Raw genomic sequence first — 13790 nt, 5'->3', positions numbered from 1 at the left:
CGGCGCGTCGGCTTAACCGGGGCGCAAGCCCGGACGCCGTAACCCTGTCGGAGCGGTGCGGATCGCGCGCCGCGCGAGCCGGACAGGTGGCACCCCATGGCGGCCGGGGCTTCTCTCAGCGATGCGCCGCCTCTCCGCGTGGCGGGTCTCGCGCGCCGCGCGGGGGCGGTGTTCGGCGTGCGGATCGCCGCGGCGGGCTGCGCGCTGGCCGCCCAGGTGCTGATGGCGCGCCTGATGGGCCCGGCCGAGTACGGCCTCTTCGCCTCCGTCTGGGTCTGGGCGGTGCTGGCCGGCCACGCCTCGACCTGGGGCCTGTCGCAGGCGGCCTGCCGCTTCCTGCCCGCGTACCGCGCCCGGGCGAGCACCGAGCCGGCCCGCGGCTTCCTCGCCTTCGGGGCCGCCGTGTCCCTCGCGGGCGCCACCCTCCTGGCCGGGGCGGGCGCCCTGCTCCTCGTCGTCCATCCGCCGATCGTCGAACCGGGCTTGCGGGCCCCGCTTCTCGTCGCCGCCCTGGTCCTGCCGCTCTTCGCCCTCCAGGATTTCTGCGAGGGCGTCGCCCGCGCGCAGGACTGGACCCTGCTCGCCATCGCCCCGCCCTATCTGCTGCGCCAAGCCGGGGTGATGCTGGCGATGCTGGCCGCGGTGACGGCGGGAGCACCGCCCGTCGCCACGGTCGCGGTCGCCTGCATGCTGGCGGCCACGGCCCTGTCGCTCGCCGTCCAGGCGGGGGTGATCCGGCGGCGCCTCGCCCGCGTGCTGCCGGCGGGGCGGCGCGCCTATCCGTGGCGGGGCTGGATGCGCACGGCGCTGCCGATCGCCCTCGTCGATCTCGCCGGATCCGGGTTCAACTTCGCCGACGTGCTGGTGCTCGGCTTCCTGCTGGAGCCGGCGGAGGTCGGGCTCTACTTCGCGGCGACGCGGCTCCTGCAATGCGTCGTCTTCGTCCATTACGCCGCCTCGTCGGTGACGGCGCAGCGCTTCGCGGAGGCCGAGGCGCGGGGCGACAGGGCCGGGCTCGTCGCGCTGGTACGGCACTGGTCGCGGCTCACCCTCCTGGCGACGCTGGGCACGGGCCTGCTCGTGCTGGCGGGGAGCCCGCTCCTGCTCGGGCTGTTCGGGACCGGGTTCCACTCCGGCCTGCCGCTCCTCGCGGTGCTGGTCGCCGGCCACGTCGTGGCGGGCGCCTTCGGGCCGGCGGAGGATCTGCTCACCATGCTCGGCGCCGAGCGTCTCTGCGCCGCGATCACCGCGGGGCTGCTGCTGCTCTCGGTCGGGCTGATGCTCGCCCTCGTGCCCGGCCTCGGCGTGGTCGGCGCGGCGCTCGCCGCCGCCCTCGTCGTGGTCCTGCGCGGCCTCCTTCTCGCCCTCGCCGCGTGGCGCCGCCTCGGCATTGCCACCCCGGCCTTCGCGCGGAGCCGTCGATGACCGCCCCGGTTTCCCGTCCCACCGCCGCCACGGCTTTGCGTGCCGAGATCCTGCCGGTCGCCGCGCTCGATCCGGCGGCGTGGGACGGCCTCGTCGCCCGCGCGGCGGCGCCCTCGCCGGATTACAGCCGCCGGATGATCGAGGCGCATCGCGCCCACGGGCTGGCGCCCGCCGGTCTCGCCTGCCTCGCGGTGCGCGACGGACCGGCGCTCCTCGCGCTGCTGCCGTTCCGCTTCGCACGCGTCGCCCTGCGGGGCCGCGTCGCCACGCCCTTCACCTCGCCCTACATCACCGCGACGGCCCCGCTGGTGGTGGATGGTCCGGCTCACGGCCCGGCCCTCGCCGCGCTGGCGGCGGGCCTCGGGCGGGTCTCTGCCGCATGGTGGTGGCCGCTCCTGCCCGAGGAGATGCCGGCGGGGCGCGGCCTGCACGATGCCCTGGCGCGGGCGGGCTGGGACGTTGCCCCGGTCTCGTCCTTCGCGCGGCCGGTCCTCGACCGGCATCCGAGCCACGCGGCCTATCTGGCGGCGCATCCGAACAAGGGCCGCCTGAAGGATCTGCGGCGCCGGCAGCGGCGCCTCGCCGAGGCGGGCGCCGTCAGGGTCGAGCGCGTCGGCCCCTCCGGGAATCTCGCCGCGGCGGTCGCGGCCTTCCTCGCCCTGGAGCGCGGCGGCTGGAAGGGCCGGGCCGGCACCGCCCTGGCGAGCCGCCCGGCGACCGCGGCCTTCGCGACGGCGCTGTTCCGTGCGGGCGACGGGCCCGTGACCGCCCGCGCCGACCTCCTCCGCCTCGACGGCGCGCCCATCGCCGCGAGCCTGTCGCTGGTCTGCGGCCGCACGGTCTTCCTGCTCAAGACGGCCTATGACGAGGGGCAGGCCGCCTTCGCGCCGGGCGCCCTGCTCGAGGCCGAGATCGTGCGCGCCCTGCATGAGGACGGGGAGGCCGACCGGCTCGATTCGGTGACCCGGGAGAGCCGCGTCCTCGGCGACCTCTATCCGGGCCGGACCGTCATCGCGGAGATCGCCGCGACGGCGCCGGGCGGCCCGCCCGCGGAGCGCCTGGCCGCGACGCTGCGGCGGAACCACGCGCTGCGGCAGCGGGCGGTTCTCCTGCGGGCGCGGCTGCGGCGGCTGCTCGGGCGGGAATGATACGGTTTCCGGAAGATCACTTTCGGAAACCGTATCACGAGCCCGCGCGGCGCCTGAGCGAGGCCGGTTTCCGCATCGCGAAGCGATCATCCGGAAACCGTATGACGGGACATCGTCCTGTCGGCCGGCGCCGCACGAATTGGCCATCGCCTCTTGGTGTTGAACTGGATCAGGGAGTTGGAGAGGCTGTCGATCGAGGGTCGGGGGGCATCCGGACGTCCAGAGCCCGCCGAACACCCGCGCGGGCGGAAGTCGAGGCGGCTTACGCGTAGGCCGCCGCGATGCCGAGGAAATCCTCCGCCTTGAGGCTCGCCCCGCCCACGAGCGCCCCGTCGACGTTCGGGACCGCCATCAGCTCGGCGGCGTTCGACGGCTTCACCGAACCGCCGTAGAGGATCCGCACAGCCTGTCCCTCGGCGCCGAGCCGCTCCTCCAGTTCCCGGCGGATCAGCCCATGCACCTCCGCCACGTCGGCGGCGGTGGGCGTCAGGCCCGTCCCGATCGCCCAGACGGGCTCGTAGGCGATCACCGTGTCGGCGGCGGTCGCGCCGTCCGGCAGCGAGCCCGAAAGCTGGCCGCGCACCACGTCGAGGGTGCGCCCGGCCTCGCGCTCCGCCCGCGTCTCGCCCACGCAGATGATGGCGACGAGCCCGGCCCGCCGGGCTCCGAGGGCCTTCGCCCGCACCTCGGCGTCGGTCTCGTGCTGATCGGCCCGCCGCTCGGAATGGCCGACGATCGTGTGGGTGGCGCCGAGATCGGCCAGCATCTCCGGAGCGATGCAGCCCGTATGGGCGCCGCTCGCCGCCGCGTGCACGTCCTGGCCGCCGATCCGCACGGGCGAGCCCGCCGCCGCCTCCGCGAAGGCGCCGACCAGCGTCGCGGGCGGGCAGACCAGCACGTCGATGCGGGATGCCAGCTCCGGCGGCAGTCCGGCGATCACGGCCTCCAGCACGGACCGCGAGGCCCGCGTGCCGTTCATCTTCCAGTTGCCCGCCACCAGCGGACGCGGTCGCTGCCCAGCCATGCCTCTCCCCTGCACTCGACTGCCAAGTCTTTGCGTAGCCGGTAACAGAGCCCCCCCGAAGGTGCAAACCGCGAGGCTTGCGCCACGGGCGGCGCCCGGGACCGCAGGCTGCGGCGGCGCCCGGCCTTCCCGCCGCGGCACGGATCGGCTATCGCGGCTGTCTTCGGGAAGGGCGGTCGCCGCGCGAGCGGGCGGCCGGGTCGTCGAGGAACGCGATGCTCCAGGGGTTCCGCGCCGCCAGCCAGAGCTGGCTCGGCAAGATCGTCATCACGGTCGTGTTCGGCCTGCTGATCGCGGGCCTCGCGATCTTCGGCATCGGCGACATCTTCCGCGGCGGCGGCAGCACCGCCGTCGCGACAGTCGGCAGCACCAAGATCTCCGCCGAGGCGGTGCGCAGCGCCTACCAGAACCAGATCCAGCGCCTCGCCCGGCAGGTCCGCCGCCCCATCACCCCCGACCAGGCCCGCGCCTTCGGCCTCGACCGCGAGGTGCTGAGCGCCCTCGTCACCGAGGCGACCCTCGACCAGAAGACCCACGACCTCGGCCTGCGCGTCTCCGACGACACCGTGATCCGCCTGATCAAGGAGGAGCCGGCCTTCAAGGGGCCGAACGGCAGCTTCGACATCGGGCTGTTCAACGACACCCTGCGGCAGGCGGGCCTCACCGAGGCCGCCTTCGTGCAGGAGCAGCGCGCCGTCGCGGCCCGGCTCCAGCTCGCCGAATCGATCACCGCGGACCTGCCGGTGCCCCTCGCCGCGCGCGAGGCGATCCACCGCTACACCGCCGAGCGCCGCGCCGCCGCCTTCATCCTCCTGCCCGAGGGCGCCGCCGGGGAGATCCCCGCGCCCACCGACGAGCAGGTGAAGACCTATTACGACGACCATCGCAGCGCCTTCCGGGCCCCCGAGTACCGCGGCGTGAACCTGCTCGTCCTCGACCCGACCACCCTCGCCAAGCCCGACGCGGTCACCGACGAGGAGGCCCGCGCCCGCTACGACGCCGACAAGGGCCGCTACGGCACGCCCGAGCGGCGCACCATCCAGCAGATCGTCTTCCCCAACGAGGCCGACGCCGCGGCGGCCCTCGCCCGCATCCGCTCCGGCGAGGCGCCCTTCGAGTCGATCGCCGGCGAGCGCGGCCTCGACCCGAAGAGCCTCGACCTCGGCACCTTCACCCGCGCCGACCTGTTCGACCCGGCGGTGGCGGACGCGGCCTTCACCCTCCAGCAGGGGGCGGTGAGCGAGCCCGTGAAGGGGCGCTTCGGCACGGTGCTCCTGCGCGTCACCGCGGTGGAGCCCGGCAGCGTGAAACCCTACGACGAGGTGGCCGGGCAGATCCGCACCGAGATCGCCCGCGAGCGGGCCCGCGACAACCTCGAGAAGGTGCACGACGCCATCGAGGACCAGCGGGCGAGCGCCAAGCCCCTCGCCGACATCGCCCGCGAGCGGGATCTGTCCCTGGTGACCATCGCCTCGGTCGACGCGCAGGGCCGCGACCCGAAGGGACAGGCCGTCGAGGGCCTGCCCGACAAGGACGCGGTGCTCCCCGCCCTGTTCCGCGCCGAGATGGGCGCCGACAGCGAGGCCCTGCGCACCCGCTCCGGCGGCTACGTCTGGTACGACATCACCAAGGTCGATCCGGCCCACGACCGGCCCCTCGACGAGGTGCGCGATCAGGCCGTCGATCAGTGGAAGGCCGAGGAGACCGACCGCCTCCTCTCCGCCAAGGCCCGCGAGGCCGCCGAGCGCCTGGACAAGGGCGAGACCATCGAGGCCGTCGCCGCCTCCCTCGGCCAGGAGGCCAGGACCGCCACCGACCTCGCCCGAGGCCGGGCCAAGGACGGCCTCACGGCCGAGAGCATCGGGCGGATCTTCGCGACGCCGGTGGGCAAGACCGGCTCGGCCAGCGCCGGCGACAAGGCGCGGGTGGCCTTCAAGGTCACCGCCGCCACCGTGACGCCCCTCGTGCCGGGATCGGACGCGACGGTCGAGCAGCAATACCGCTCCGCCCTCGCCGACGACATCCTCGCCGAGTACATCGCCGACGCGCAGAAGCAGGCCGGCGTCTCCGTCAACGAGAGCGCCTTCCGGCGCGCCATCGGCGGCGAGTATTGATGGCGGGGGCGCCGCCCCCCGCTCCCCCGGCAGAGGGCGTGACGCCCTCTGCACACCCCTCGAGTTTGCCGATGCTGGTCACGCCCTCGCTCGATGCCGCCGAGGCCGCCTACGCGGCGGGCCGACCCGTGCTCCTGCGCGCCACGCTGGTCGCCGATCTGGAGACGCCGGTCGCGGCCTTCCTGAAGCTGAGGGCGGGCCGCGAGGGCGCGACCTTCCTGCTCGAATCCGTCGAGGGCGGCGCCGTGCGCGGGCGCTACTCGATGATCGGCCTCGATCCCGATCTGGTCTGGCGCTGCGAGGGCGGCCATGCCGAGCGGGCGGACGCCCCCGGCCTCGACCGCTTCGTGCGCGACGACCGGCCGCCTCTGGAGAGCCTGCGCGCCCTCATCGCCGAGAGCGCGATCCCGGCGGACCCGGCCCTGCCGCCGATGGCCGCCGGCCTGTTCGGCTATCTCGGCTACGACATGGTCCGGGAGATGGAGCGGCTCGACGCGCCCAAGCCCGACCCGATCGGCGTGCCCGACGCCATCCTGGTGCGCCCGACGGTCATGGTGGTGTTCGACGCCGTGCGCGACGAGATCGCCGTCGTCACGCCGGTCCGACCCGCCGCGGACGTGCCGGCGCGCGCCGCGCTCGAGGCGGCGCTGACCCGCCTGGAGCGGGTGGCCGAGACGCTCGAGGGCCCCCTCCCCGTCGAGGCGCGCGCGAACCTCGCCGAGATTCCGGCGCCGGAGCCGGTCTCGAACACCGCGCCGGAGGCGTTCCACGCCATGGTGGCGCGGGCCAAGGACTACATCGCGGCCGGCGACATCTTCCAGGTCGTGCTCTCGCAGCGCTTCGAGGCGCCCTTCGCCCTGCCGGCCTTCGCCCTCTACCGCTCCCTGCGCCGCGTGAACCCGGCGCCCTTCCTCTGCTACCTCGATTTCGGCGGCTTCCAGATCGTCTGCTCCTCGCCCGAGATCCTGGTGCGGGTGCGCGATGGCCAGGTCACGATCCGCCCCATCGCCGGCACCCGCCGCCGCGGCGCCACGCCCGAGGAGGACAAGGCGCTGGCCGCCGAGCTGCTGGCCGATCCGAAGGAGCGCTCCGAGCACCTGATGCTGCTCGATCTCGGCCGCAACGATGTCGGCCGCGTCGCCGAGATCGGCAGCGTCCGGGTCACGGATTCGTTCTTCCTGGAATATTACAGCCAGGTGATGCACATCGTCTCGAACGTGGAGGGCCGGCTCGATCCCCGCCACGATGCCCTGGGGGCGCTGGTCGCGGGCTTCCCCGCCGGCACCGTCTCGGGCGCCCCGAAGGTGCGGGCGATGCAGATCATCGACGAGCTGGAGCGCGAGAAGCGCGGGCCCTATGCGGGCTGCATCGGCTATTTCGGCGCGGACGGGCAGATGGACACCTGCATCGTGCTGCGCACCGCCGTGGTGAAGGACGGCCGCATGCACGTCCAGGCCGGCGCCGGCATCGTGCACGATTCCGATCCGGCCTCCGAGCAGCAGGAATGCGTGAACAAGGCCAAGGCCCAGTTCCGCGCCGCCGAGGAGGCCGTGCGCTTCGCCGCGCAGGCCCGGCGGGGGCAGTAGGCGGCGGAGCCCTGCCGGCCCGAGGCCGGATCGTTGCGGACCCGGAGCGCGGTCTAGATGGCTGCCGGCTGCTTTCCGTGGGCGGCGATTTCGCGGGGACGGATCTCGGCATCGATCCGACAACACCGTCCGGACGCGCGGATCCCGGCTGATGCGGGGTCCGGCGGCAGACCTGCTTCACCGCCGCCCCTTGACCGCGCCCGGTCCGGCGCCCACACCGGCCCGGCATTCCGAGCGCGCCATGGCCGACATCCTCGTCATCGACAATTACGACTCCTTCACCTGGAACCTCGTGCACCTGATCGGGCCGCTGGTCTCCGGCATCACGGTCGTGCGCAACGACGAGATCACCGTGGCGGAGATCCGCGCCCGCGCCCCGGACGGGCTCGTGCTCTCGCCGGGCCCCTGCACGCCGAGCGAGGCGGGCATCTGCCTCGACGTGGTGACGGACCTGAGCGGCGAGATCCCGATCTTCGGCGTCTGCCTCGGCCTCCAGGCCATCGGGCAGGCCTTCGGCGGGGACGTGGTGCGGGCGCCCGCCCCCATGCACGGCAAGGTCTCGACCGTGCAGCACCGCGCCACCGGCCTGTTCCGCGGCATCAACGGCCCCTTCGCGGCCACCCGCTACCACTCGCTCATCGTCGACCGTGCCAGTTGCCCGCAGGATCTGGTGGTCACCGCGGAAGCCGACGGGCTGATCATGGCCCTGGAACATGCGAGCCGCCCGGTGCATGGGGTGCAGTTCCACCCCGAGAGCATCCTCTCGGAGCACGGCGAGCGCATGGTGCGCAACTTTCTCGACCTCGCGCGCGCCTGGAATGACGAGCGCCGGGGTGACAACGCGTCCCCCGCCGTGCATTGACGTCGCGGATTCGACCTCGCCGCGCTGACCGACTCAAAGGCCGCCATGGATTCGTTCAAGCCCTACCTGGCGAAGGTCGCCACGGGTGCGGCGCTCACGCGCGAGGAGGCCCGCTCGGCCTTCGACCACCTGCTCTCCGGCGAGGTCACCCACGCCCAGGCCGGCGCCTTCCTGATGGCGCTGCGGGTGCGGGGTGAGGCGGCCGACGAGATCGTGGGCGCGGCCGCGGCTTTGCGCGAGCGGATGGTGCGGGTGGCGGCCCCGGCCGGCGCCGTCGACATCGTCGGCACCGGCGGCGACCATTCCGGCAGCTACAACGTCTCGACGCTCGCCTCCATCATCACCGCCGCCTGCGGCGTGCCGGTGGCCAAGCACGGCAACCGGGCCGCCTCCTCCCGTTCCGGCGCGGCCGACGTGCTGGCGGCGCTCGGCGTGCGGCTCGGGCTCGATCCCGAGGCGCTCGCCCGCTGCCTGGCGGAGGCCGGCCTCTGCTTCATGTTCGCCCAGGCGCACCACGCCTCCATGCGGCACGTGGCGCCGGTGCGGGTCGAACTCGGCACCCGCACGCTGTTCAACGTGCTGGGCCCGCTCTGCAATCCGGCCGGCGTGGCGGGGCAGCTCTTCGGCGTCTACGCCGCCTCCCTCGCCGAACCCCTCACCCGCGTGCTCGGCGATCTCGGCAGCCGGCGGGTCTGGACCGTGCACGGCTCGGACGGCCTCGACGAGATCACCACGACCGGTCCCACCGCCGTCGTCGCCCTGGAGAACGGCGCCATCCGCCACTTCACCATCGATCCGCGCGAGGTCGGCCTCGCCCTGGCGGCGCCCGAGGATCTGCGCGGCGGCGACCCCGAGCACAACGCGGCGGCGCTTCGCGCCGTGCTCGACGGCACCCGCACGCCCTACCGCGACATCGCGGTCCTGAACGCGGCCGCGGCCCTGGTGGTCGCGGAGGCCGCCGCGACCTTGACCGAGGGCGTGGCGCGGGCCGTGCAGGCCGTCGAATCCGGGGCGGCGCGCGCCACTCTCGACCGCCTCGTGGCGGTCTCCAACGCCTGACCGGTCGCCAGGGGGAGATACCCGTGATCGCGCTCGACAACCCGCCCGCCGAGCCCACCCGTCCGCAAGTGCCGGACGTGCTGGCCCATATCGAGGCCTACAAGCGCCGGGAGATCGCCGAGGCGAAGCTCCGCGTGCCCCTCGCCGAGCTGGAGAAGCGGGTGGCCGAGGCCGAGCCGCCGCGCGGCTTCGCGGCGGCCATCCAGGCCCATCTCGACGCCGGGCGCCTCGCCCTCATCGCCGAGATCAAGAAGGCCTCGCCCTCGAAGGGCCTGATCCGCGAGGATTTCGATCCGCCGGCGCTCGCCAGGGCCTATGCGGAGGGCGGCGCCACCTGCCTGTCCGTCCTCACCGACGAGCCCTCCTTCAAGGGCAGGCCCGAATACCTGACGGCGGCGCGCGCGGCCTGCCCGCTGCCGGCCCTGCGCAAGGACTTCCTGTTCGAGCCCTACCAAGTGGTGGAGGCCCGGGCCTGGGGAGCCGATTGCATCCTCGTGATCATGGCGAGCCTCGACGACGACGAGGCCGCGGCGATCGTCGAGACGGCGCACGATCTCGGCATGGACGTGCTGGTCGAGGTGCACGACGAGGCGGAGCTGGAGCGCGCGATCCCGCTCGGCACCCGGATGATCGGCATCAACAACCGCGATCTGCGCAGCTTCCGGGTCTCCCTCGACACGGCGCTGCGGCTCGCGCCCCGGGTGCCGAAGGACCGGATCGTGGTGGGCGAGAGCGGAATCGCGAACCACGCCGATGCCGAGCGCCTCGCCGAAGCCGGCATCCGCACGCTCCTCGTCGGCGAGAGCCTGATGCGCGAGGCCGACGTCACGGCGGCCACCCGCCGGCTCCTCTTCGGCGGGCAGGCGTGAGGGGCGAAGGGAACGATCGGGCCTTCGGATCCGACCGTCTCCGCCTGCGTCAGTTCAAGGATTCGGCGATCCCCCGGAACGTCGATCCGAGTGGAGAAGCATCGAAGCCGCACGGGAGAGGGGGTCCCGTGGGTGAGCTGTCATGCCAGGGACTCCGGACCGCCGGACCGACCCCCTGAGCCCCACCACGGAGCCTGGATGCCGAGCCTGACCCATCTCGACGCGACCGGCGCCGCCAACATGGTCGACGTCTCCGACAAGGCCCCGACCGCCCGCACAGCCCGGGCCGAGGGTGCGATCGTGATGCTGCCCGAGACCCTGCGGCTGATCCGCGAGGGAGACGCCAAGAAGGGCGACGTGCTCGGCACCGCCCGGCTCGCGGGCATCATGGCGGCCAAGCGCACCCACGAATTGATCCCGCTCTGCCATCCGCTGCTGCTCTCGAAGGTGCGGGTCGATTGCGAGCCCGATCCGGACCTGCCGGGCATCCGCGTCACCGCGGAGGTGAAGGTGCAGGGGCCGACCGGCGTCGAGATGGAGGCGCTCACCGCGGTCTCGATCGCCTGCCTCACGGTCTACGACATGGTCAAGGCCGCCGACCGCGCCATGCGGATCGAGGGCATCCATCTGCTCCAGAAGAGCGGAGGCCGCTCCGGGACCTACGAGGCCGAGCCCGCATGAGCGCGCTCCTCCCGGTCGCCGAGGCGCTCGCCCGCATCCTCGCCGACGCTGCACCCGTCGAGGCCGAGGCCGTGCCGATCGGCCGGGCATCCGGCCGCACGCTCGCGGCGGATGTCCGGGCGCGGCGCACTCAGCCGCCCTTCGCGGCCTCCGCCATGGACGGCTACGCCGTGCGCAGCGCCGACGTGGCGGAGCCGCCGACGACCCTGCGGGTGATCGGGACCAGTGCCGCCGGCCACGGCTTCGCCGGCCCGGTCGGGCCGGGCGAGGCGGTGCGCATCTTCACCGGCGCGCCGATGCCGGAGGGCGCCGACACCATCGTCATCCAGGAGGATGCGGAGGCCGCGGGCGATCGGGTCCGGCTGCGCCAGGGCAACCCACCGGGACGCCACGTGCGCGGCAGCGGGCTCGACTTCCGTGAGGACGACCTCCTGCTCGCCGCCGGGACCCGCCTCGACGGCCAGCGGGTGGCGCTCGCCGCGGCGGGCGGCCATCCGGTGCTGCCGCTGCGCCGCCGGCCCCGGGTCGCGATCCTCGCCACCGGCGACGAGCTGGTGCAGCCGGGTGAACCCGCCGCCTGGGACCAGATCGTCGCCTCGAACGGCCTCGCCCTCGCGGCCATGGCCGAGGAGGCGGGTGCGGAGGCGATCGACCTCGGCATCGCCGGGGACCGGTTCGCGGATCTCGAAGCGGCTATCGGCCGCGCCCGGGATGCGGGCGCCGACCTGCTTCTCACCCTCGGCGGCGCCTCGGTGGGCGACCACGACCTCGTGCAATCGGCGCTGGTGCACCAGGGTCTCGATCTCGGCTTCTGGCGCGTCGCCATCCGGCCCGGCAAGCCGCTGATGCACGGGCGCCTCGGCCGCATGGCGGTGCTCGGGCTGCCGGGCAACCCGGTCTCGTCGGTGGTCTGCGGCCTCGTCTTCGTGCGGCCGCTGATCCGCGCGCTCCTGGGCGATCCGCAGGCCGGGGCCGACCGCAGCGAGCCGGCCCGGCTCGGCCGCGACCTGCCGGCCAACGACATGCGGCAGGATTACCTGCGTGCGCGGCTGACCCATGACGGGGACGGGCCGCCCGTGGTGCATCCGGATCCGCGCCAGGATTCCTCGATGCTCTCCGTGCTCGCCACCGCGGAGGCCCTGCTGATCCGGCCGGCCCACGCGCCGGCCGCCAAGGCGGGCGATCCCTGCCGCATCCTGCGGCTCGACCGGGCCGGCTGAAGGGCCGGCGACGGGGCGGGTCGCACCGTCGCCAAGCAGGTTTCCCGAAGGTGGTCGCCGGTTTGGCGGCAAGAACCTGCGACAGATGAGGAACCTCGGCGGACGAAGCGGTGGCTTGCCAACGCAAGTCTGCTGATACGGTTTCCGGACGATCACTTTCGGAAACCGTATCACGAGCCCGCGCGGCGCCTGAGCGAGGCCGGTTTCCGCATCGCGAAGCGATCATCCGGAAACCGTATGAGGCGGCCCCTACTGCGCCCGCCGGCCGGCTTCGGAGGTCGATTCGCCGCGGTCATAGGCGCCGATCGCAGCCCTGCACTGCGGCGAGAGCCGGGCGCGGTTGCGCGCGAAGCAGCGGTCGACCTCGGGACTGTCCGGGTCCGCCCCCGCGCAGAGCCGGAAATAGTCGCTGGCGCAGTGCATCTGCAGGCCCGGATCGTCCCGCTGCGCAAGGACCGGCGTGGTCATGACGGTGAGGAGGGCCGCGAGGGCGGCGGGGGCACGAAGCGACGACACCAAGACACTATCCCCGAATGGAGGTCCGGGCCGTAAGGTTAGGAATGCGGCGGCCGGGGGCAAGCGCGGCGGCGCCACAGCCCGGCGATTGTCGCGAGGTTGCAGGCCGAACCGCCGTGGCTTTCGAGTCGCACCGGCTTGAAGCAATCCATCTCCGCCCTAATGCGACACAGTCCCGAATGCTCGAAGGCTTCTCCGCAGAGAAGCAAAGCTCACGGCCAAGATTGCTTGATTAAAGCGAGCTGAATATCGCTTTCAGACCCCATTAAAATCGATGTCTTTAGTGCGGCGCTCTGACGGGGTGCGCCTCTCGACGCATCCATGACGAAGCATGAGCGGTCGCGATGGCGGCCGGGAGCGTCGATGACGAGCGAGCAGGCACAGCCGAGAGGAACGCGGCGGGGGAGCGGTCCCGTCCGACCGCGCCCCGGCGGCACGGCCGCGGTCGACGCGGCGGGCCGGGACGAACTCGGGCGGGCCCTGCGCCGCGTCTACGCGGAACTGCTGGCGGCCCCGGTCCCGGAGCGCTTCACCGCGATCCTGGCGGCGCTCGACGGCGGCATCCCGCCGCACGGCACCGCTCCGCTCGGCGCCGCGGCGGCCCCCGCCCGCGACGGCACAGAGGAGGCCTCCCGATGAGCGCCGTCGAACCCGAGATGCGCGCGCTGCTGCTCGGCGCGATCCCGGCCCTGCGGGCCTTCGCCTTCTCGCTGACCCGCGACGTCGACCGCAGCGACGACCTCGTTCAGGAGACGCTGGTGCGCGCCTGGACCAAGGCGGACAGCTTCCAGCGCGGCACCAACCTGACCGCGTGGCTGTTCACGATCCTGCGCAACCTGTTCTATTCCGAGCTGCGCAAGCGCCGCCGCGAGGTCGAGGATGCGGATGGCGCGCAGGCCGCCCGCCTCTCCGTCCTGCCCGCGCAGGAGGCGCATCTCGAATTCGACGCGTTCCGCACCGCCCTGAGCGGCCTGCCGTCCAACCAGCGCGAAGCCCTGATCCTCGTCGGCGCACAGAACTTCACCTACGAGGAGGCGGCCGCCATCTGCGGGGTCGCGGTCGGCACCATGAAGAGCCGGGTCAGCCGCGCGCGCATGCGGCTCGTGGCGGATCTCGGGATGGGCGGGCCCGACGACATCGGCAGCGACGCCGCCACCCGCGCCGCCCTCGGCCAGCCCTGAGAGAGGGGCGCCGTTGCCCCTGCCTCCCTCCCGTGATAGCGACGCCCGCGCTCCGGCCGGTCGGATCCGCGCAGTCGTCGACGCCGCTTGGCCGCCGGATCGACC

13 protein-coding genes are annotated in these 13790 nt (G+C 73.6%); 11 read left to right on the top strand and 2 right to left on the bottom strand.

Features of this window, described 5'->3' with window-relative positions:
* Positions 1-96 precede the first annotated feature (96 nt).
* Positions 97-1425 carry a lipopolysaccharide biosynthesis protein gene (locus ACE101_RS18620; RefSeq protein WP_379132500.1) on the top strand — a complete coding sequence of 443 codons (1329 nt, stop codon included), beginning with the start codon at positions 97-99 and terminating at the stop codon, positions 1423-1425.
* The gene (locus tag ACE101_RS18615) at positions 1422-2573 is read left to right on the top strand and encodes a GNAT family N-acetyltransferase (RefSeq protein ID WP_379132498.1); all 1152 of its coding nucleotides are present in this window, start codon (positions 1422-1424) and stop codon (positions 2571-2573) included. Before ACE101_RS18620 ends, ACE101_RS18615 begins: the two co-directional genes overlap by 4 nt.
* 262 nt (positions 2574-2835) lie before the next feature.
* On the opposite strand, the gene tpiA is transcribed toward ACE101_RS18615, so the two are convergent.
* The gene (tpiA, locus tag ACE101_RS18610) at positions 2836-3597 is read right to left on the bottom strand and encodes a triose-phosphate isomerase (RefSeq protein WP_379132495.1); all 762 of its coding nucleotides are present in this window, start codon (positions 3595-3597) and stop codon (positions 2836-2838) included.
* A gap of 215 nt (positions 3598-3812) precedes the next feature.
* Between tpiA and ACE101_RS18605 the strand changes: the two genes are divergently transcribed.
* The 7 genes from ACE101_RS18605 (at position 3813) to ACE101_RS18575 (ending at position 11988) form a co-directional block, all read left to right on the top strand.
* Positions 3813-5711 (top strand): peptidylprolyl isomerase, encoded by a 1899-nt coding sequence (locus ACE101_RS18605; protein WP_379132492.1) that lies wholly within the window; start codon positions 3813-3815, stop codon positions 5709-5711.
* Positions 5712-5782: 71 nt separating this feature from the next.
* A complete protein-coding gene (trpE, locus tag ACE101_RS18600) occupies positions 5783-7297 on the top strand; it encodes an anthranilate synthase component I (protein ID WP_379132490.1) in 1515 nt (504 codons plus the stop codon).
* Positions 7298-7538: 241 nt separating this feature from the next.
* The gene (locus ACE101_RS18595; RefSeq protein WP_379132487.1) at positions 7539-8159 is read left to right on the top strand and encodes an anthranilate synthase component II; all 621 of its coding nucleotides are present in this window, start codon (positions 7539-7541) and stop codon (positions 8157-8159) included.
* A gap of 45 nt (positions 8160-8204) precedes the next feature.
* Entirely contained in the window at positions 8205-9218 is a 1014-nt protein-coding gene (trpD, locus tag ACE101_RS18590) for an anthranilate phosphoribosyltransferase (protein WP_379132485.1), read from the top strand.
* A gap of 23 nt (positions 9219-9241) precedes the next feature.
* Positions 9242-10087 carry an indole-3-glycerol phosphate synthase TrpC gene (gene trpC, locus ACE101_RS18585; protein WP_379132482.1) on the top strand — a complete coding sequence of 282 codons (846 nt, stop codon included), beginning with the start codon at positions 9242-9244 and terminating at the stop codon, positions 10085-10087.
* A gap of 198 nt (positions 10088-10285) precedes the next feature.
* Entirely contained in the window at positions 10286-10768 is a 483-nt protein-coding gene (moaC, locus tag ACE101_RS18580) for a cyclic pyranopterin monophosphate synthase MoaC (RefSeq protein WP_379132479.1), read from the top strand.
* Positions 10765-11988 carry a molybdopterin molybdotransferase MoeA gene (locus tag ACE101_RS18575; protein ID WP_379132476.1) on the top strand — a complete coding sequence of 408 codons (1224 nt, stop codon included), beginning with the start codon at positions 10765-10767 and terminating at the stop codon, positions 11986-11988. The genes moaC and ACE101_RS18575 overlap by 4 nt, the downstream gene beginning before the upstream one ends.
* A 249-nt stretch (positions 11989-12237) precedes the next feature.
* Here the strand turns inward: ACE101_RS18575 and ACE101_RS18570 are convergent, their stop codons facing one another.
* Positions 12238-12507, bottom strand: coding sequence for a hypothetical protein (locus tag ACE101_RS18570; RefSeq protein WP_379132473.1), 270 nt, complete (start codon positions 12505-12507; stop codon positions 12238-12240).
* A 360-nt stretch (positions 12508-12867) separates the two neighbouring features.
* Between ACE101_RS18570 and ACE101_RS18565 the strand changes: the two genes are divergently transcribed.
* Positions 12868-13143, top strand: coding sequence for a NepR family anti-sigma factor (locus ACE101_RS18565; RefSeq protein WP_379132471.1), 276 nt, complete (start codon positions 12868-12870; stop codon positions 13141-13143).
* Positions 13140-13685: a sigma-70 family RNA polymerase sigma factor gene (locus tag ACE101_RS18560; protein ID WP_379132468.1), complete on the top strand. Its 546-nt coding sequence runs from the start codon at positions 13140-13142 to the stop codon at positions 13683-13685. Before ACE101_RS18565 ends, ACE101_RS18560 begins: the two co-directional genes overlap by 4 nt.
* Positions 13686-13790 lie beyond the last annotated feature (105 nt).

Source organism: Methylobacterium carpenticola (assembly GCF_042748905.1).
GTDB classification, from domain to species: Bacteria; Pseudomonadota; Alphaproteobacteria; order Rhizobiales; family Beijerinckiaceae; genus Methylobacterium; species Methylobacterium carpenticola.
Note: the sequence above shows the minus strand (reverse complement) of the source record. Positions and strands in the feature narration are given on the sequence as shown.